Source organism: Parabacteroides sp. AF17-3 (assembly GCF_003635445.1).
GTDB classification, from domain to species: domain Bacteria; phylum Bacteroidota; class Bacteroidia; order Bacteroidales; family Tannerellaceae; genus Parabacteroides; species Parabacteroides goldsteinii.
In genome coordinates, this window is sequence record NZ_QTMM01000001.1 from 361,076 (window position 1) to 383,270 (window position 22,195).

The 22,195-nt window shown below is 40.6% G+C and carries 12 protein-coding genes and 2 pseudogenes; 13 read left to right on the forward strand and 1 reads right to left on the reverse strand.

All coding sequences use genetic code 11. From position 1 onward, the window contains the following. Positions 1 to 2 precede the first annotated feature (2 nt). From lepB to DWW91_RS01180, 6 genes are all read left to right on the forward strand, one after another. A complete protein-coding gene (gene lepB / locus DWW91_RS01155; RefSeq protein ID WP_010801277.1) occupies positions 3 to 680 on the forward strand; it encodes a signal peptidase I in 678 nt (225 codons plus the stop codon). Positions 681 to 980: 300 nt separating this feature from the next. Further along, positions 981 to 1,535 (forward strand): RNA polymerase sigma factor, encoded by a 555-nt coding sequence (locus tag DWW91_RS01160; protein ID WP_010801278.1) that lies wholly within the window; start codon positions 981 to 983, stop codon positions 1,533 to 1,535. A 59-nt stretch (positions 1,536 to 1,594) separates the two neighbouring features. Continuing rightward, entirely contained in the window at positions 1,595 to 2,788 is a 1,194-nt protein-coding gene (locus tag DWW91_RS01165) for a FecR family protein (protein WP_122326694.1), read from the forward strand. A gap of 143 nt (positions 2,789 to 2,931) precedes the next feature. Next, positions 2,932 to 6,330, forward strand: a complete 3,399-nt coding sequence (locus DWW91_RS01170; RefSeq protein WP_122326695.1) for a TonB-dependent receptor — start codon at positions 2,932 to 2,934, stop codon at positions 6,328 to 6,330. Positions 6,331 to 6,354: 24 nt separating this feature from the next. Continuing rightward, a complete protein-coding gene (locus DWW91_RS01175; protein ID WP_122326696.1) occupies positions 6,355 to 8,241 on the forward strand; it encodes a RagB/SusD family nutrient uptake outer membrane protein in 1,887 nt (628 codons plus the stop codon). A 36-nt stretch (positions 8,242 to 8,277) separates the two neighbouring features. Next, positions 8,278 to 9,621 (forward strand): BT_3987 domain-containing protein, encoded by a 1,344-nt coding sequence (locus DWW91_RS01180; protein WP_122326697.1) that lies wholly within the window; start codon positions 8,278 to 8,280, stop codon positions 9,619 to 9,621. 124 nt (positions 9,622 to 9,745) lie between these two features. On the opposite strand, the pseudogene DWW91_RS01185 reads toward DWW91_RS01180, so the two are convergent. Continuing rightward, positions 9,746 to 9,841: pseudogene (locus tag DWW91_RS01185) on the reverse strand (AraC family transcriptional regulator); the annotation flags it as partial. Between the two features lie 59 nt (positions 9,842 to 9,900). Between DWW91_RS01185 and DWW91_RS01190 the strand changes: the two are divergent. From DWW91_RS01190 to DWW91_RS01220, 7 genes and pseudogenes are all read left to right on the forward strand, one after another. Next, complete coding sequence (locus tag DWW91_RS01190) at positions 9,901 to 10,449, forward strand: RNA polymerase sigma-70 factor (RefSeq protein WP_122326698.1); 549 nt, start codon at positions 9,901 to 9,903, stop codon at positions 10,447 to 10,449. A 114-nt stretch (positions 10,450 to 10,563) separates the two neighbouring features. Then, the gene (locus DWW91_RS01195; RefSeq protein ID WP_122326699.1) at positions 10,564 to 11,499 is read left to right on the forward strand and encodes a FecR family protein; all 936 of its coding nucleotides are present in this window, start codon (positions 10,564 to 10,566) and stop codon (positions 11,497 to 11,499) included. Positions 11,500 to 11,709: 210 nt separating this feature from the next. Beyond that, the gene (locus DWW91_RS01200) at positions 11,710 to 15,132 is read left to right on the forward strand and encodes a TonB-dependent receptor (protein WP_158599424.1); all 3,423 of its coding nucleotides are present in this window, start codon (positions 11,710 to 11,712) and stop codon (positions 15,130 to 15,132) included. A 19-nt stretch (positions 15,133 to 15,151) separates the two neighbouring features. Then, a complete protein-coding gene (locus DWW91_RS01205) occupies positions 15,152 to 17,011 on the forward strand; it encodes a RagB/SusD family nutrient uptake outer membrane protein (protein WP_122326701.1) in 1,860 nt (619 codons plus the stop codon). A 20-nt stretch (positions 17,012 to 17,031) separates the two neighbouring features. After that, positions 17,032 to 17,481: a hypothetical protein gene (locus DWW91_RS01210; RefSeq protein ID WP_128134118.1), complete on the forward strand. Its 450-nt coding sequence runs from the start codon at positions 17,032 to 17,034 to the stop codon at positions 17,479 to 17,481. Positions 17,482 to 17,625: 144 nt separating this feature from the next. Further along, positions 17,626 to 19,146 (forward strand): annotated as a pseudogene (locus tag DWW91_RS01215) (sulfatase); the annotation flags it as partial. Positions 19,147 to 20,161: 1,015 nt separating this feature from the next. Further along, a complete protein-coding gene (locus DWW91_RS01220) occupies positions 20,162 to 22,189 on the forward strand; it encodes a glycoside hydrolase family protein (RefSeq protein WP_122326703.1) in 2,028 nt (675 codons plus the stop codon). The last annotated feature ends 6 nt before the right edge of the window (positions 22,190 to 22,195 follow it).

A 22,195-nucleotide genomic window follows, 5' to 3' on the forward strand; every position in this document is an offset into this window, starting at 1 on the left:
TGATGAAAAAGGTCATTGCTGTTATTTTATTCATACTTTTTTGTCTTTTTATCCGGATTGCAGTAGGAGAGTTATGTATAGTACCTTCCGGTAGTATGGAACCGACACTCCTTTGCGGTGACAGGGTTTGGATAGATAAGATTACGTATGGAGCACGTTTCCCTGCTAGATGGGCGGATATTCCGGTTATTAATGTTTTTACATGGATACGCCCGTTGCGGAAAATGGACAGGAACACTCATTGGAAGTACAGGCGACTTCCTGGAATAGGCTATCCGGAAGTGGGTGATATAGTGGTTTTCAACAGTCCGGAAAGTACGGACCAATTATTAGTAAAGCGAATCACTCGGATAAAGAAGAAGAATGATACTTTGCATGTCAGACGGGACAATTATTTGTTCCTGAGAAAATTAATTGCAGAGGAAGGATGTGATGTGAGGATGAGAAAACGTTCTGTCTATATAAATGGTATTTGCGATTCTATTTATAGGCTCAAACGTACTTATTATTATGTTGAGGGAGATAACTCAGCCGATTCAAGGGATAGCCGGTGTTTTGGATATATTCCGGAAACCTTAATTGTGGGTAAATTTAATTACGTACTGTTTTCTGTTAACAATCTGGGGAATAAAGGCAAAAAGATTAGGTTTGGACGCTTTTTTTATAAAATAACCAGATAGGTCCTGATTCTTTTATCTCACATTGTTCCTGCCAAAGAGTTTGTTTGTAATAATCAACGTAGTTCTTGTAGAACGATGGAATAATAAATACAAAAATAGGGTAAAAAAGTATTATATCCCTTTATAAAGGAATGATATTGTATGAAAAAAGAGATTTGGCACAAAAAAGTGACCTCTTAGGCTTGATTTTTTTACCCGAATCAATAATATCTCATACATCTTTGGTCAATTGCTAATAAAAATGCATTTGTTCTACAAGAACTATGGAATAATGGTCCATTGCATAATAAATTAGGAAAAATGTTGAAAACAAAACAATGTGACTATAAAAGACTATATGAAAAATATGTAGGTCAGATGTATTCATATGGTAAGGCACTCGGTGTTGATGATGATGCGTTGTATGATTTGATTCATGATGTATTCCTACATTTTTTTGAACATCAGAATGAGATTGTCGATAATGATAATGTAAAATATTATCTTTTCCGGTGTTTAAAAAATCGAATGATTTCTGAAAAGCGGAAGGAAGTTACTATGGAAGATATCGATGAATCAGATGATTATCTGTTTTCTATAACTGTGTCCGGACTGGATTATATAGAAGAAGAGGAGGAGCGAAAGGAAATTGCCGAACAAATTGAAAATATGTTATGCAGTCTTACGGGACGACAAAGAGAAGCCATTTATTTACGCTATATGCAAGAATTAGAGTATGATGAAATTGCTGTATTACTGAATCTTACGACTAAGGGGACACGCAAATTAATATATCGCGCAATCGAACGTATGCGTGAGCAATATGGTCCTGTTTTATTTTATTTTTTTCTTTCCGATCATTTTTTTCCATTTTAATGGGGTCATATTTCTTCTTTGTGCGTATTTATTTAAATGAATACTCATAAAAGTAAGGAATGAGCGATAAACAAATACCAGAAATAGTACATAGATTGTTGCATGACCATAGTTTTGTCATGTGGTGTATGGTACCGACCCAAGAGTTGGATATTAAATGGCATGTTTGGATAAAAGAACATCCGGAAAACCAGCGGGCTATTGACGAAGCACGTTTAATATTAAGATCAGTACGGTTGAACGAGTATTCTATTCCGGATGAAAAATCAGAACAAATTTGGCTGAGGTTACAAAACGAAATGCAGCAAAAGCGTTTTAAAAAGCATAATCTATTTATGAGATATGCAGCGGCTTGTGCTGTTTTTGTAACAGTTAGTTTGGCAGGATACTGGTTAATGGATAGAGGTCTATTTTCAGGAAATAATCTGATGACAGGTATCGGTATGGCTATTGACACGGTTCATACGGAGGTTACATTGATAACAAAGGATCACAAAGTCATAAATGTGGAGGACAATACCTTGATCTCTTTCAACTCTGATGTAACGATGAAAAATTCTCCGGATGAAGAACTCGTTGTAAAAAAGATTGAGGCTGAAGGGATTGAAAAGAATATTGATGAGACAGTGATGAATACGTTGGTCGTACCTAAAGGGCGCCGTTCTTCATTATTACTGGCTGACGGTTCTAAAATTTGGATAAACTCAGGGAGCGTGTTGCGTTTCCCTTCCCGGTTTGAAGGTGACGATCGTACTATCGAAGCGGAGGGGGAGATTTATATCGAGGTCGTAAAAAGTGGCAAACCTTTTCATGTGAAAACGGCTAGTTTTACAGTCAATGTGTTGGGGACTAAATTCAATCTTTCCGCTTATGGTGACGAGCAGGCACAATCAGTTGTTTTAGTAGAAGGTAGCGTGATGGTTGACACAAAGGAAGAAGAAAATATACAATTAACTCCAAATCATAAGTTGACCCTTCAGCCTGATAAACACGAAATTAATGAGGTAGATGTTTTAGACTATATCTCCTGGAAAGATGGCGTACTTATTTTTAAAGGAGAAACAATGGAAAATATCCTGATGCGTTTAAGTCGTTATTATAATGTGCAAATTGAATGTGCTCCTGGTATTGCCCAGCGGACAAGTTCCGGTAAACTCGTCTTGTTTGATAACATAGAGCAGGTCATGGAAACTTTTTCAATGCTTTATAATGTTCATTATCGCTTTGAATCAAATACATTACTAATAGAATAATAACTTAAAAAGAATTGCCTATGGAATATAGAATATGAAAAACGCTTGAAATTAAAAGCCCGAACGATGGGCAAGATCGTCCGGACTTGTCAGAAATTTAAATTTTCCAATTAAAAATGAAAAACCTAAAGACATACAAATGTATGAAAAAAATCAGACATATTATTGTATTACTGCTGAGTATGGGTATAACCTGTGCTTATGCAAATAATGAGTCGTTTATTTCGATAGAACAAATACTGGAACAAAAACAGTCCACTATGCTGGACGTTCTTAAATTCATAGAAACCGAGACCGGTTATGTGTTTTTCTATTCCGATGAGATCAAAAGCGAGTTGAATAGAAATGCGCAAACTGGAGTAGTGAAAGGTTCTATACAAGAAATTCTTAATCCGCTGTTTGAGAAGACAGAACTAACTTATCAGATAAATGGTAACCAGGTGGTGGTAAAAAGAAAAGCGGTTTCCGGTCCTGTTTCTTTGCCTTCGGTTTCGCAAAAGAAAAGTATAACGGTAACCGGAGTTATTACTGATGAAACCGGTGAACCTTTGATCGGTGCCAATATCTGGTTGAAAAACAGCTCTACCGGAGCTGTGACCGATATCGATGGTAAATATACGATTAAAGTAGATGGAGTCGGCGGAGTTCTTACCTTTTCTTATATGGGGATGAAGAGTGTGGACATTGCCATAGGTAACCAGACGACTATTAATGTAACATTAGTTGCCGACGACGAAGTGCTGGATGAAGTGGTGGTTGTCGGTTATGGCCGTCAGAAGAAAGAAAGTGTTGTCGGAGCTATTTCCACAGTGGATGTGTCGAACCTGAAAGTGCCGGGATCATCTATTTCGAATGTGCTGGCCGGACAGTTGGCTGGTGTTGTTGCAATGAGTCGGTCGGGAGAACCCGGTAAGAACAGCGCTGCCGATTTTTATATTCGTGGTGTATCTTCATTTAAAGGAACTTCTACTCCTTTAGTGTTGGTAGATGGTATCGAACGTGAGTTGGATTTGGTGGATACTGACGATATTTCTTCTTTTTCCATTCTGAAAGATGCATCTGCATCTGCTGTTTATGGTGTACGTGGAGCAAATGGTGTAATTCTTATTACGACAAAAAAAGGGAATGTAGGGAAGCCGGTTATCAACGTGCGTGCCGAAGCTGGTATCACCAGCCCGACGAAAATGCCTAAGATGGTCAACTCTGCACAATGGGCCGATTTGTACAATGATATTCAACCGGGTTATTATTCACCGGAGGCGATTGAGAAATATCGTACCGGTGCCGATCCTGACCTTTATCCGAATGTCGACTGGCTCGATGCTTTATATAATGATCTGGCATCCAACCAGCGGGTTAACCTGAGTATTACGGGAGGAACCGATATTGTGAAGTATTATATTTCAGGTTCTTTTTATAATGAAAGTTCTATTTTCAAAAGTGCGGGCAATTTGTATGATTATAATTCATCTGTCCATTATGACAAGTTCAACTTCCGTGCCAATGTGGATCTGGCATTAACCAAAAGTACGACGCTGAACCTTAATTTGGCTAATATATATGAAAAGCGGTTCGCTCCTGGTGATAATGATAAAAATAACAACGATCGGATCTGGTCGTATACTTATCAGACATCGCCCAATGCGTTTCCTGTTGAATATTCGGATGGGACGATTGCCGCTCCGTCTACCGATTCGGGATATAACCCGTGGAACATGCTAGTGCATTCAGGATATCGCGAACAATTCTGGAACTCTTCGCAATCCCTGATTGGACTGACCCAAGATATCGGTGCTTTGTGGGAACCATTGGAAGGGTTGACTGGTAATTTCAAATTCTCATGGGATGCATGGAATACGACGATACAGCGCAGAAGTAAAGAACCGACCCAGTATCATGCAACCGGAAGAGATGCCGATGGAAATCTTATTTTCGGTTCGCCTATCCGTACTGGTAGCGGGGAGTTGGCTTATGCGATCGACCGCGATGGTACAATGACTACTTATATGGAGGCATCTTTGAATTATGACCATTTGTTTGCTGAGAAACATCGTGTAGGAGCTTTGTTCCTTTATAACCATAAAATACATACACGTACGCAGGAAAAAGACAAATTCAAGTCTTTACCTTATAAAAACCAAGGTATTGCCGGGCGTGTGACCTACGCTTTCAATGACACTTATTTTGGTGAAGTGAATATCGGTTACAATGGTTCGGAGAATTTTGCCCGCGGGCATCGGTTCGGTTTCTTCCCTGCCGGCGCTATCGGATGGATGGTTTCGAACGAGAAATGGTTCCAGCCGCTGACTAAAGTAGTCGATATGTTGAAATTGAAAGGTTCGTATGGTATAGTCGGAAACGATGATATTGGTGGAGCACGCCGCTGGGTATACGAATCGACTATTCTTGTCGGGAAAGATGCCGGAGCAGGCCAATGGAATTATGGCTCTGCCGGAGCTAACGGAGGTGAAGGAATCCGTGTGGGGGATGTGGAAAACTTATCCGCCTCCTGGGAAGAAGCGGCTAAGATGAACGTCGGTGTTGAATTTTCATTGTTTAACAGGTTGAGAGTACAAGCTGATTACTTCCATGAGAAACGTACAGGAATCTTTCTTCAGCGTGCCGGCTTACCGGCTATTGTCGGTTTATCGGTCATTCCTTATACCAACATCGGAGAAACAATGAATCAGGGGTTCGATGGTACGGCTGAGTATTCGCAGAAGGTTGGGAATGTATATTTGACGGGACGAGCTAACTTTACTTACAACCGGAATGAGTTGCTGAATAACGACGAACCGGATTGGGAATATAAGTATCAGAATCGTGTCGGAAAACCATTCGGTTCGGGTGGAAATTTACAACCCTTCGGATTGGTAGCCTTGGGGCTTTTCGAAAGCCAGGAAGAGATAGACAATAGTCCAAAACAATCCTTCGGAGAATATCGGGTAGGAGATATCAAATATCAGGATGTCAACGGGGATGGTCAGATCGATTCGCAAGACCAGATAGCCATGGGTTACACGAATCTTCCGGAAATAGTATATGGTTTTGGTGCTACTGCGCAATGGAAGAATTGGGATGTGAATGTATTTTTCCAGGGAGTGAGCCATGTGAATTTCTATTTAAGTGGTTCTACCATTAAATCGCCTTTCAGTGAAGGTAATATGGAGCGTTCTGCTATCAATGAAGATGTTTACGACAATGTGTGGCGCCTTGGAAATACGGCCGAACAAAATGCTGGTTCGATCTATCCCCGGTTGAGTTGGAGTGGTGCCGCCGGATCATCCAATAACTCCCAGACTTCCGATTGGTGGATGCGTAACGGTAGTTTTTTGCGCCTGAAGAATTTCGAAGTAGGATATACAATGCCGAAAGGATTGATGAACAAAACGTTTATAAAATCGTTGCGTTTTTATCTTTCGGGTAACAACCTGCTGACATTTAGTAAATTCAAACTGTGGGATCCTGAAAAAGGAAATGGTGATGGCTCCGGTTATCCTCCTAACCGGGTTGTTACCGTAGGTTTAAATGCTAATTTCTAATCCATTTTAATAACGATATATATTATGAAAGTCTCGATAAAAACTTCTTTTCAACTCATTTGTTTGGCGGTGGGAGCAATGCTCTTTTCCTCTTGTGAAGATTTTCTGGACAGGCAGGAAGATGAAAAATTGACCTTCGATAAGATATGGGAGACCCGGAACGATACTCAAAAGTATTGGCTGAATTCCATGAGTTTTCTGCCCGATGATACCGGTGATTTTACCAATACGCCTTGGCTCGGCGCTTCCGATGAAGGTACGGTTACTTACAACCGTGAGTCGCGTTGGATTAATTTCGGTTCATGGAATGCTAGTAATGTGCCTGTTTATAAAATGGATTTCTATTATAAAGGAATTCGTGAATGTAATATTTTTATGCAGAATGTAGATCGTTGTTCCGATCCGATCATTACGAAAGAAGAGCTGGCCCAGTGGAAAGTGCAGAGCCGGTTTGCCCGTTCGTACTATTATTTTCTGATGATGCGTATCTACGGACCAGTCTTTCTGTTAGGTGACGAATTGCTTGACTTTACGGCATCTACCGAAGCGCTTTATCGTCCCCGTAATACGTGGGAAGAATGTGTGAATTATGTGGTCAGTGAAATGGAAGCATGTATCGACGATCCGGCCATGCAAGCTGAATATGCAGATGCGGAAAAAGGATTGGCTACGAAAGGTGCTTGCCAAGCCGTCATTGCCCGGTTGAAACTTTATTCGGCACGTGATCTGTTTAATGGAAATAAACTTTACGCATCGTTGAAGAATCCTGTAAGCGAACAATTTCCGGAGTTGTCGGGTGCTACCCTGTTTCCCCAGAATTATGATGCAAACAAATGGCTGGAAGCTGCCAAAGCAGCTAAGGTGCTGATCGATAATCCGATGTATAAATTGTATCGTGCCGGTGATGGTTCCGATCCGTATGCCAATTATAATGGTATTATACAAGAATATTGGAATTCTGAACTTATCTGGTCTACCGGATATAAAGGACGTTATCAGGTAGGAGTACATACGGTTCCAACCGGTATTTCGGGGACTGCTTACGGTGGTGTTGGACCGACACAGCAACAAGTGGATGCCTATGCAATGGCGAATGGTCGTTATCCGATTACGGGATATAACGGAGACGTTCCGGTGATCGATAAACAATCCGGTTATCACGAGGATGAGTTTGAAAAGACTACCTGGAAATATCCGGCCTGGGCAGGAGCCGGTGAATACGATCTGACTGCACCGAATATGTATAAAGACCGTGAACCCCGTTTTTATGTATCCGTCTTTTTTGGAGGTAACTGGTGGCATCATGGTACTGGGCGAACATTGATTTCATTTGCTAAAGGTGCTAACAGCAATAAGTCGCATGATTATCCTAAATCTGGTTACCTGGTCAATCGTTTTTATGATCATACGCTCAACTCAGCCAGCGGTCAATGGGGAAATATCGTATTTCCTACTTTCCGTCTTGCCGAAATGTATCTTAATTTTATTGAAGCGGTGCTTGAATGCAAGAAACGGAATGTGGCTATGCCTGCCGGATATGAGATGCAGGCGATGGAACTGTGGGCGGACTTGCGCGACCGTGTCGGATTGCCATCCATTACAGATGTTTATCCCACTGCGTCGACAGATGAGTTGATCAAATATTGTCGCATTGAACGCCGATTGGAACTTGCTTTCGAAAACCATCGCTATTTCGATACCCGTACATGGATGATTGCTAAAGAGGTAGACGGAGGTCCGATGTATGGTATGAATACACAATTCCCCGGTAGCGGAGATGAAACACCTGACGGGTTCTGGAAAAGAACAGTTTTCGAAACACGTGTGTTTGAAGACAATCATTATCTCTATCCTTTCTCACAGCGGGAACTTGATAGAAATAAGTTGTTAATCCAGAATTATGGTTGGTAATAGAACCAATTCTTACGAATCTAAAAAGAATTATTTATGAAAAAGATTTTAATGATATCGCTTTTATTCTCTTTGACAGCCAGCTTCATGGCATGTGATGACAATAAAGATGAATTTCTGAGCGACTATAGTACGATCCTCTATTTTAGGAACAGCGGAGAAGTGCCGTTGACATTATATAAAACCGGCGAAGATACAGAGTATCAACTAACGGTAAATAAATCGGGCTCAGACCGGTCAAGTGTGACGGATGTAGAGGTTGCGGTTTTGGATGATTCGGTTCTGGATGCATATAACGCACAGAACGGAACTTCTTTCGTTAAACTGCCGGAGAATTGTTACCAAATTGCAGATAACCGATTGGCATTCGGTTCGGACAATTTGTATAAAATGGCAAACATTCTTTTTAAGACAGATCTGATCTATAATTTGCCGGCCGGTACGAAATATGTGTTACCCGTTTCTTTAGTGAATTCAGTCGATTCTATCAATTCGGAAAAAGATAAGATTATTTTGATACCTTCAGTAACGATACCTTCCGTCTATTTCGATCAGACTGGTTTTGTTTCGAATACGTTTACTGACGAAGGAGATGCACAGGCTAAGTTTACATTACCGGTCTCTATACCGATGGCGAGTAAATGGACATTCGATTGCACGGTTGCGATAGACGAATCTTTGCTGGAGGAATATAACAAGAAGAATGATACCAATTATTCGATATTACCTCCGAATGCATATTCATTAAGCGATGATGGAGCCGTGTCGTTTGTTCCGGAAGAGAATTCGAAAGATCTTGAGATAACGGTAGACCGTACGAAGCTGGAGTATGGAAACTTTGTTTTGCCGTTACGATTGACTGATTGTTCGAAAGACGGATTTGTGATCGATGCTGCTAAAAACGCTTGTTTATATGGTATTTCATATGTACCGGACGAAAGTAAATTGAAAAAAGTGGAATTGACAGCCGGTATGCTTTCTTCAAATGCCGTTGAGCCGTCGGAAGGTTCATTGGCAAATCTGTTGGATGGAGATGTGGAAACTTACTTCCATTCTGCCTGGAGCGTTGCTGTGGAAGGTTCTCATTACCTTCAGGTAGCATTACCGACAGAGACTACTGCGTTTAATTTCTATTATACGACACGTTCAGCAAATGGCAGTGCCGCACCGGCAAAGATCATTATTGAAGGTAGTCTGGATGGTGTATCTTTTAATAAGATAAGTACGCTGATCGACGGACTGCCGACTGGTGGTAAAGAAACTTATAATTCGAAGATTATAGTAGGAAAGCTGTTTAAGATTATTCGTTTCTCTGTTCCGGAAAATGCGACAGGAGGTAATTTCTTCGTATGGAGTGAATTTGGAATGAAGGTTTTCTAGACTTTATTTCCCAGACATAAGTCTTTTGTTATTAAAGGCGGAAGTATGGTTCATTAAATTCCATATTTCCGCTTTCTTTGTAATTGTTCTATGAAATAATCAAATGCTGTAACTTGAAAAAGACTTACCCTTTCTTCCGCTTCTTATTCTCCCTTGACGACATCCCCATCACCTTGCTGAATAGCCGGGAGAAATAATAGGTGTCTTCTATTTCTATCCGAATATTTATATATACCGAATATTCTTTTTATTTTTGCCCCAGGAGGAGATGTTATAAATATGCCTGTAACCACGTTATTCAATAGTATATATGCACAATATTATGCCAAATCGTTCCGGTTTGCAAATTTGTATGTCCGGAATGATCTGGCTGCGGAAGATATTGTGACGGAATCGTTGCTCAAATTATGGGAAACGATGAAAAAAGAATCTGTGGAAAAACCACAGGCATTGTTATTGACTATTTTGAAGCATAAATCATTGGATTATTTGAAGGCGCGTGCTCACGAACAAGAGGCATTCGATGCTATGCAGGAGTGGCGCAGTCGTGAACTGGCAATTCGTATCTCGACTTTGGAGGCGTGCGATCCGGATTATATTTTTTCAGACGAGATACGTTCGATCATGGCTGATACGTTAAAAAAGCTTCCGGAGCAGACCCGGAGAATCTTTATTATGAGCCGTTTTGAGAATAAGTCGGGTAAAGAAATAGCCGACATATTGGGTATTACTGTTAAAGGAGTGGATTATCATATGGGCAAAGCCTTAAAAGCCTTGAGAATTTCGTTGAAAGATTATTTACCTATCCTCTATTTTCTGTTTTATTGATTTCCTGTTTTATCCGAAAGGAGAAAAAAGTTTCATTCGGATGGAAATTTTTTTTTCATTCGGGACTAGTGAACTTTCTCCGGTTGTCGTCTTATATATGTAAAGAGATAAAATATGGACGATAAACTATTGCAATTATATTTTGAAGGACGTACAACAGAGGAGCAATCACGTCTGATTACGGAATGGTTGGATGCTGATGCGGCAAACATGAAGCATTATCAGCAACTGTGCCGCTTGTATGAAATTGGTTTTTGGCATGAAAAACCGGAAACTGTCACACTGCCGTTGAAAGAAAAATTCAGGTGGTGGAGTATTATGCGGGAGGTGGTGAAGATCGCTGCTGTTTTTATGTTGGGATTTGCATTGAACTATTGGCTCAATCCGGATATGGAAGAAAATATTGCCATGCAAACCATACATGTCCCGGCAGGACAGAATGCACAGTTGACTTTAGCGGATGGTTCAAAAGTCTGGCTGAATGCCGGAAGTACACTGAATTTTCCTACTCGCTTCGTTGAGGGAAAACGGCAGGTAACCCTGGAAGGTGAAGGTTTTTTTGAAGTAAAGGCTAATAAGGAAAAGCCGTTTATTGTTTCGACATCTACTTATGATATTAAGGCATTGGGTACTTCTTTTAATGTACATGCCTATAATCAATCAAAAGAATTTGAGACAGCATTGTTAACAGGGAAAGTCGAAATTTCAGATCGCATGACCAATCATTCCATATCTCTGACACCGAACAACCGGGTTGTGATTGGAGATGATGGATTGTCGGTTATACCTATCGAAAGTGCGGACTATTTCTTGTGGCGTGAAGGTATTCTTTATTTTGATGAACCATTGACAGAAGTTCTGGAAAAGCTGGAATTATATTTCGATGTAAATATCCATGTGAATAATAAATCCGTATTGGAAAACAAGCGGCATTGTACGGGTAAGTTCCGGACAAGGGATGGTCTGGATCATATCCTGAGTGTGCTGCAATTGACCAATCATTTTACTTATAAGAAAGACGAGGAAAAGAATCTGATAACTATTAACTGATTTTGATGTATAACCTTTTAAATTCTAATAGCCTATGATACAAACGTAAAGATATGAGAAAACCGGCAAGCGCGGCAACGCTTACCGGTTGTGGGTCAGAACCCCGAATTGGGATATTTATCGAAGTACTAACTAATTATTAATTACAAAATTATGAATTATATTTTGTACAGGCAATCTATACTTAAATTTAAACATATATTTCGAATTATGAGGATCACAGTTGTTGCCTTATTTACTTGTATTTATACGCTTTTTGCGGTTGAAGCCGATTCGCAAAATGCGAAAGTATCCATACAGGCGAATGGTTTTTCCATCCAGAAAGTGATGCGCGAGATAGAGAGACAGACCGATTATTTGTTTGTGTATGACAAGAATGAAGTCGATGTAAATAGAAGAGTTTCAGTTGATGTGAATAATGAATCGGTATCAGAAGTTCTTAACAGAGTTTTTGAAGGTACAGGTGTATCTTATAAGGTGGTAGGTAAGAATATCACTTTAGTGAAAGGTGCTGTTGCCCCGGAAAATATGGTAGAACAACAAACCGGAAAGAAAGTAACGGGAACTGTTTTGGACCAGAATGGCGAACCGGTTATCGGTGCCAACGTGGTTGAAAAAGGAACTACGAATGGGACGATAACGGATGTCGAAGGGAAGTTCAGTTTGGAAGTTTCAAATAATGCAATTCTTCTTGTTTCTTATATCGGGTATAATCCAATAGAATTACAGACGGGGAAAGATTCTGTTTTAAGGATCGTTATGAAAGAAGATACTCAGGCTCTGGATGAAGTTGTGGTGGTCGCTTACGGTACTCAGAAGAAAGTAAACTTGACAGCTGCCGTAGAGACTGTAAACAACAAAGTCCTGGAAAACCGTCCAGTAAGAACAACTGCGGAAATGCTAGAAGGTGTTGTTCCTAACTTGAACATTTCTACTACATCAGGTGCTCCCGATGCAAGTTCGTCTTTAAATATTCGAGGTTTTACGGGGATGACGGTTGATGGTAAAAATCTTAAAACTGAAAGTGGTTCACCATTGGTATTGGTTGACGGAGTAGAACAAGACATGGATTTTGTGAATCCCAACGATATAGAAACTATTTCCGTATTAAAAGATGCGGCAGCTTCTGCCATCTACGGTTCACGAGCTCCTTACGGTGTTGTTCTTATCACTACTAAAACAGGGGAAAAAGGCAAAAAAGCCTCTATACAATATTCCGGTACATATCAGATAAGCCAACCGTCTATGTTACCTAAATCTGCATCCTCTGTCGATTTTGCAAACATTCATAATCGTTCGTTTAGGAATAGTTTACAGGAAGGTCCCTATTCGGAAAATGTAATTCAGAAAATGCAGGATTACATCGATGGTAAACTGGCTACGTATAATGAGATTCAACCTAACGGCTGGTGGGGCGAACATTGGGATGCTTATGCTAATACGGATTATTACGATTATGCTTTTCGTGATGTAGCTCATAGTACGACGCACGATTTAAGTGTTTCAGGTGGAACAACCAAATCCTCTTATTATGCTGGTCTAGGGTATAACTACAAGCAAGGTATTTATAATTCGGATATAGATAAATACAAAAAATATTCAGCTATATTGAAGGTTGACACTGAAATAGCAGACTGGTTGTCGTTTAATATGAATACTCGTTATGTCCGTCAGGAAACGGTTCGTCCGAACTATAGAGGAGCCGATAGTTCTTCCAATTCTGATAGTAATTTCTTAAATAGCTTAGCTTATTTCCCCAATATACCAATTAAAAATCCAGATGGGTCATGGCATCGTCTCTCTGCTATGCCTGCTTTAACAGGAGCGCAAGGACGTATGGATAAAACGATAGATGATTTTTGGTTATCTGGGGGATTGAAATTAACACCAGTTGAAGGACTGACGGTAAAAGGTGATTTTTCATGGAATATACAAAGTGCTTTGGATGACCGTTCCACACTGGTTGTTTATGTTGATGAACCAAATGGAGATAAAGTTCGTTCAGCACGTTCTTCTACGGTAGACAAATTGTGGAAAAAATCATTCAGAAGCAATTACTACACCATGGACTTGACTGCCGACTATCATAAAGCGTTCGGAAAACATGATTTTAGCGTATTGGTGGGTTTACAAACAGAATACAAGCAAAATCATAATATGATAGGTACTCTCACCGGTTTATATACACAGAATATACCATCTTTTAATGTTTCGTGGGGAGATAACATGAAGCTGACAGATGAAAAAAATCATTGGTCTACTATGGGTACATTCTTCAGGCTAAGTTATAATTATGACAGCCGCTATTTGTTGGATGTAAACGGACGTTATGACGCAGCTTCCAAATATCCTGCTGATACCCGTTGGGCTTTCTTCCCTTCCGTTTCTGCCGGTTGGAATATTGCTCGTGAAGCTTTTTGGCCAATCGAGCAAATATCAACGTTGAAAGTAACTGGTTCTTTCGGAAAACTGGGAGATCAAGCCGGGGGTAATTATTTATACATTCCGACTATGGGGACAGGTACTGTTGGTGGAATGGTGCTTGATGGCAATGCTCCCAAATATGTTTCTATGCCTGGAATTATTGCTAACCAGATAACATGGGCAAAACCACAAACATTAGGGTTTGGAGTGGAAGCTGCCGCTTTAGATAATAGACTGAGAGGTGAATATTATTGGTATCAGCGCACTGTTTACGACCAATTAGGACCGGCTAGTACTTTGCCGGAAGTTTTGGGAACCAATCCTCCGCAAACTAATAATGCCGTATCTGAAACAAGGGGGTGGGAAATGTCATTGTCATGGAGAGACCAAGCTTGTGTATTGGCCGGTTCTCCCTTGAATTATAACGTGCGGTTTATTTTATCTGATTATATAGGTTATGTTGTAAGTTATCCGGATAATGTAACAGGTTCGAGAAATTCATGGACTCCCGGACAAGTCTTCGGAAAATTGTATGGTTACCAATCTGCCGGAATTGCAACAGATAAAAACCAGTTACAGGGCAATGTATTACCCGGTAATGGTTGGTATTATACCGGAGACCTGCTTTTCCAGGATTTGAACGGAGACGGACGTATTAATACCGGAACAGGAGAGACCTGGTATTCCATGGGCGATCTGAAAGAATTAGGATATACCTATCCTCGCATGAAATATGCTATCAATCTCGGAGTTGATTGGAATAACTTCTCTTTTTCCATGTTTTTGGACGGGGTCGGAAAAGAGGTCAGATATATTAATAACTTCAATACATTTGGAGCGACGGGCGATCATTCTTCCAGAAGAATGTTCCAGCAGCATGTCGATTTAGGCTATTGGTCCGAATATTCAACAGGGGCTTTCTTCCCTCGTTCATATACAGGGGGTAAAAACTTTGCAAGTGCGAATAATCAATATATGATAGATTTGGCCCATTTAAGAGTCAAAAATATCAGTCTGGGATATACGGTTCCGGCATCATTGATCAGTAAATTGAAGATCAGCCGTCTGTCATTCAATTTAAGTGTTGAGAATTTAGGCTTTATCTACAATAAATCCTGGCTGGATCTGGATCCGCAAATGATTCGTCAGAGCGGTAACGGATATCCTATCCAGAGAACTTATTCTATAGGAGTTAAAGTCGGTATTTAATAACATAAAACGAAAGAATATGAAAACAGTAAAATATTATATTGCAGGTCTAATAGGACTCTGTAGTCTGACCGGATGTTCGGACTTTCTGGATCGTTATCCGCAAGATGCCATGAGCGACCAATCATTTTTCACTAGCGAAACAGACCTTGAATATTATATGAACGGTTTGTATAATGAGAATATTATTCGGAAACAAAATGCTTATCGTTGGAACAGCTTGAATAATGCAAATGACGATGTTGTTGGCGGTAGTCCGGCGGATGCCCTAATGAAGCATTCGACATCGGGAGTGGCTAGTGAAAAGAATGATACTTGGAATAACTCTTATGATTATATCCGCAAAGCCAATTACTTTTTAGCAAACGCACACAAGGTTGGCAACATGTCTGCTGTAGGTAAGCATTTTCTTGGAGAAGGCTTTTATTGCAGGGCTGCCAAATATTTCGATTTGTTACAAACATTTGGTGGGGTACCTTATATAGATAAAGTATTAAATACCGAAAGTGAAGAGTTATATAAGCCACGTGATAGTCGCCAATTTGTTGCGGAACGTATAATTGCAGATTTGGATTCTGCCGTTATGTATCTACAGTGGAAAGGCGAAGGCAAAGCGAAGGCCGGTCGTATAAACAAAGAAGCTGCATTGGTTTTGCAAACCCGTGTTGCTCTTTACGAAGGTTCGTGGGAATATTATCATGGACGGAAAGGAACGAAGTTTCAAGTAAGTGGCCAAGATGGGACAACTTTTTTAAAAAAAGCAGTAGAAGCCGGCGAAATGTTGATACAAAAACATGGAGGCAATCTATACAAGGGTAGCGAAGGAAATGAGTATTTTGAATACTTCAATCAAATGGATTATTCCAATATTCCCGGAGCTTTTTTGTACAAATGCTATTCACGCTCTTTGGCAGTCATACAGACATGGTGCCGTTCTTATGCAGAAGGTATGGGAAGTCTTACTAAAAGTGCAGTTGATTCCTATTTAATGAGAGACGGGAAACCGGCAGAAATATCCAGTGTCATTTTCGATCCCAAATTGATGAATAGTTTGGCCGAAAATAAAGATCCACGTCTAGCTCAAACAATTTGGACACCCCAAAAAGGACGATTTTACGATTATTTGCCGACTATTCCCAATGCGTACAAAACAAGATATCCGGGTTTGATTCAAAATCAACAACGTAATCCATGTTACTCAGGATACCGGATATGGAAAGGGGTCTCTTTCGATGCTGCCGAATTTGATAACGGGGAGGTGGACGACCTGATCATACGTTACGAAGAGGGATTACTCAATTTTGCAGAAGCAAAAGCCATCTTGGGGACAATCACACAGGAGGATCTCAATAAATCGGTTAACTATATCCGTGCCAGAGTCGGCATGCCGGGCATGAACCTGTCGGAAATAAACAGTTGGAATATAGCATACAAGAAGCAGGAAGGATATGACACCGGAGCACCCAATATTGTCAATGAAATCCGCCGTGAACGCCGTGTAGAACTTATGTTGGAAGGGTTCCGGTTGGCAGATATCAAACGTTGGGCCATGTTTGACGATGTATTCAACGGATGGAAACCTGTTGGAGCGCACGCTCAGGAATATCTTGATTACTGGAATGATGCAGAAAAAGTATTAGCCGACGGTTTTGACTGGAAAAAACCGGAAGAAGTTCTCCTTGCTCAAGGAAAAAACTTCGATGCAATTGACGGATGGATTAACCCTCTCTACAAAAACGCAGATTTTAAAGCGAATAGCGGAAGAGGGTATTACATCGATCCGGACAGGGACTATCTGAGTTCTATCCCGAGAAGTGAAATTTTATTATATGAAGAAAAAGCCGGGGTTACGCTTGAACAGAACCCGGGATGGTATTGATAACTAATAAAGATAACAGTATGAAAAAGATATTATTTGCTTGTATCATTACATGTTCTACATTCCTTTTCTCTTGCGAACCGCGTATTGAAATGGATATGAGCCAATGGGGTGACCATGCTTACATTGATAATGTAGAAATAATAAAGTTGGAAACAGACGATGAGGTTAAATTGCAGGAATATTATCAGAACGAAACCCCGTTGGCTGTCACTGGAGTCCGCAATATCACGATTTCCAATGGAACGGCCGTTATTGATTCTGTTGATTTCGTGGCGAAGGTGAAGTTAAAAGCTGGTGAAGATTTGAAATATGCTGGATTCCGCATTTATCACAAAGGAACTTTAGTCGAACCTATCAACGGTACACCTAAAGCTGGTATCGTAACAGATCTGTCAGCCAAAGAGTTTACTTATCGTATCTCTTCTGCAGACGGTTCGAAACATGATTGGAAAATAGTTATTGAGTAACTCGATTGGTTATAGTGCAGTAACTCGATTGATTACTTCCCCTTAATTAATCGAGTTACCGCTCCTTAACGAACCTCGTTATAGGGCTGTAACGAGGTTCGTTACAAAATACACATCAAACATTCAATTAAACATCGTTTTATTATGAACAAATGTTCCTTTATAACCACTTCCCTTCTCCTTGCCGGAAGTATAAGCATGGAAGCACAACAAAAACAACCCAATATCGTCCTTTTTTTAGTAGATGACATGGGATGGCAAGATACTTCGCTGCCTTTTTGGAAAGAACAAACCGAATTGAACCGCCGTTACCATACTCCTAATATGGAACGGCTGGCTAAACAAGGAATGAAGTTTACCTCGGCTTATGCTTGCAGTGTAAGTTCCCCTTCGCGGGTGAGTTTATTCACAGGTATGAATGCTGCCCGACATAGAGTAACTAATTGGACACTTTATAAGAATCAGGAGGTAGACAGTAAACATCATTTGTTGGGTTATCCGGATTGGAATGTAAATGGTCTTTCTCCAGTTAAAGAAACAGAAAGAACTTGTTATGCTTTATCACTTGCACAAGCATTAAAAGATGGTGGATACTATACCATTCATTGCGGAAAAGCTCATTTCGGGGCCATCGGTACACCTGCGGAGAATCCGCTTGCCATCGGATTTGATGTGAATATCGCCGGACATGCCTGCGGAGGTCCCGGTTCTTATCTCGCTGAAGAAAATTATGGGAACAAACTGGTTGATGGCAAGAAAAGCGTGTGGGGAGTTCCCGGCCTTGAAAAATATCATGGAACCGATGTTTTCTTGACAGAAGCTCTTACGCGTGAAGCTATCGATCAGTTGGATAAACGGGAACAGGAAAAACCATTTTTCCTGTACATGTCACACTATGCAGTGCATGTTCCGGTTGCAAAAGATAAACGTTTCTACCAGAAATACTTAGATCTGGGTCTTGATGAAAAAGAAGCTGCCTACGCAGCATTGGTGGAAGGTATGGATAAAAGTTTAGGTGATTTGATGGATTATTTGGAAAAGAATAATTTGGACGAAAATACCATCATTCTTTTTATGTCAGACAACGGAGGATTGAGTGCGACTAACGCCTTGGGAGGGAAATTACATACCCATAATCGCCCGCTCAACAGTGGCAAAGGTTCGGCCTATGAGGGGGGTATCCGTGAACCGATGATTGTTTCATGGCCGGGAGTTGTCAAACCTGGGACATGTTGCGACGATTATCTGATCATAGAAGACTTTTATCCTACTTTGTTGGAAATGGCACAACTTAAAACTCCCGATGTCCCGCAAACGATAGACGGAAGAAGTTTTGTTCCTTTGCTCACAAGAAAAGGGCCTAACCCTAGTATAGGTAGATCGCTTTATTGGAATTTTCCAAATAATTGGGGACCAACAGGACCAGGTATCGGGGCTACTTGTACCATACGTAAAGGCGACTGGAAACTGATTTATTATTATGAAGATGCTCGGAAAGAGCTGTTCAATATTAGGAAAGATATCGGTGAAAAATATAATTTGGCCGGACAAGAACCTGAATTGGTTGAAACGTTATCCAAAGAGTTAGGTACTTATTTACGCGAAGTGAATGCACAACGGCCTTATTTTAAAGAAACCGGACGAGAAGCTCTTTGGCCAGATGAAACGGTTAAAGCAGAAGTAACGCTATCTGACAAAACAACTCCTGTCAGCGAAGATAACATCTTCCGCGATCCTGATTATTATAACTGGTGCAGTTCTATTATAAAAGGGGACGATGGAAAGTATCATCTGTTTTATTCTCGTTGGGAACGTTCGAAAACATTTAATGCTTGGTTGACACATTCTAAAGTAGCCCATGCGATAGCCGACCGCCCGGAAGGACCTTACAAATATGTGAATACGGTTATCGATCTGGATAAAAAGCAATACAAAGCCGGAGATATGATAACCGCCCACAACCCTAAAATTAAATATTTTAATGGGAAATATTATCTCTATTTTTGTAGTACAAAAATGGAACGTGATGTAACAGACAAAGAAATGACAGAAACAGCCCGGACAGGATACTCTCATCCGAATTGGAAACCTTTACGTGTCAATCAACGTACATTCGTCGCTTCAGCTTCTTCTTTAAATGGAAAATGGATCATAAACAAAGAACCATTGTTGGAACCAAACGGTCCCATCGAAACGTTAGTTGTAAATCCGGCTATCACTCAAGGCCCTGATAAGCGTTATTATCTTATTATCAAAGGAGATAAGCCTGGTTCTACTAAATTTGAACGTAACCAGGCTGTTGCTGTCTCTGATTATCCGGACCGTGATTTTAAGATACAGCCAGAACCTGTTATCCAAGATTGGGATACCGAAGATGTGTCTATGTGGTACGACCAGTTTTCTGCACGTTTTTATGCCATTTTTCATGCGCACACTTATATAGGAATGATGACATCAATCAATGGAGTAAATTGGCAAAAGGCCATCGATTTTACAGTCATGAACAAACGTATCGCCCAAACCGGAGGAAATCCGGATATCCTTCCCGATAGGATGGAACGTCCTTTTGTTTTCAACGAAAATAACAAGCCTATAGCTTTATCGCTTGCCGTAAAAAAAGATAACGATGCTTATATAGTGATAGTTCCTTTAAAACAATAAAAACAAATTCATCTCTACCATGAAAAGAAAATATCTGATATTAACTATTTTAGCTTCTATGCTAAACATCTCGGCTTTTGCCCAATCAACCGACGACCTCAACCTGTCGGCCATGATACAACCTGCCGACCCAGCGTTGTTCGTGCATGATTCCACGTACTATAACTGGTGTAATTCTATCATCAAAGACGATGACGGAACTTACCATCTGTTCTATTCACGATGGCCTAAATCCATCGGTTTTTACTCTTGGTTGACACACTCTGAAATAGCACATGCTACAGCTTCCAAACCGGAGGGACCTTACAGAATGGGCAAAACCGTCCTGAAAGCCCGAAAAGGATATTGGGATAGCGTCACGGCCCATAATGTAAAAGTAAAGAAATTCGACGATAATTATTATATGTATTATACTTCCACCAATACCGGTAAAGAAAAGTTGTCGGAAAACGATCTGGTCGAAGCTGCTAAAACAGGATATTCACACAAATACTGGCCTTTGTTGCGTTCTAATCAACGGACTGGTGTCGCTATGGCACAATCGCTGGAAGGGCCTTGGGAAAGAATGGACAAACCTATGATAGAACCTCACGGTCCTATCGGAACCGTAACGGTCAATCCCGCAATATGTCGGGGAGAAGATAGTAAGTATTACCTGATTATTAAAGGTGACGATGTAAAATCCAGTAAACCTCGTTTAATACAGGCGATAGGAACTTCCGATAGTCCTACCGGTCCATTCCGATTGGAAGATAAACCGGCTTTTGCCGATATACCCACCGAAGATGTATCCATGTGGTACGACAAAAACAGGAAACGCTATTATGCCATTTTTCATGCGCATGGAGGTAATTTTATCGGATTGATAACTTCTGAAGACGGTGTCAACTGGCAAAAAGCTAAACATTACGAGGTCTGTAAAAAAGAAGTCCCGTTGAAAGATGGTACAGTCATGAAAGTGGACCGGATGGAACGTCCTTTTGTGTATGTGGAAAACGGAGTACCGACGTTGCTTAGTTTCGGTGTCAAGAAAGGAAATGATGCATTTATCGTATTCTTTAAATTAACGGAGCCAAAAGAGAAACAGAAGGTTTTGGCTGACCGATGGGAGTTTCGAGGGATAGCCATTGACGAACCCGGTTACCACGTATGGGGCTCATCGCCCATTAAAGGTGAAGACGGTAAGATACATCTGTTTGCTACCCGTTGGAAAATAGAGCACAAGTTCGATCCCGGGTGGCGTTCGCATAGCGAAATAGCTCATTACATAGCCGATAAACCGGAAGGTCCTTTTCGCTTTTTGAATGTCGTGCTTACCGGGACAGGGAAAAAAACTTGGGATAAATGCGGCATACATAACCCGGCCATCCATAAAGTGGGAGACAAATATGCTTTACTCTACATTTCTAACGATAATTACAAACAACCGCCTCATCCTAAAAATCAAAAGATAGGCATGTTGATAGCTGATAACTTGAACGGTCCGTGGAAGAAGGTTGGAAAAGATGGTTGTATCCTTTCTCCCTCTTCTAACCCGGATCATTGGACTAATAATGCCGGTAACGGTGTTGTCAATCCCGCCCTGCTGGTACACCCCAAAGGGGGATACTTGCTTTACTTCAAATCGAATAAAGCTAAAATGGGGGTCGCTTTTGCTGAACATATCGAAGGTCCCTATGTGATGTATCCCGAACCTGTCACCCGTAACAATTTAGCCATAGAAGACGGATATGCCTTTATCTGGAAAGACAAGATCTGTTTACTGACTACCGACAACCATGGTATACTGAATGAAGGAGGAGGTATCTTGTGGAGTTCGGATGACGGCATTACTTTTGACAGAAAAGAAGCCGGTTTTTATCCGTTCGAATATTATGTAGGGAAAGACCGATTGAAAAATGCGAAAGGTATTTATGGAAAAATGCCTAAATTTGAACGCCCGCAGGCGTTAATGGAAAATGGAGAACCTGCCTGGTTGTATGTCCCTTCCGGCTTCAACATGAATGGAGATGATCATACAATTGTACATGTGTTGAAATTGAAATAATTATGT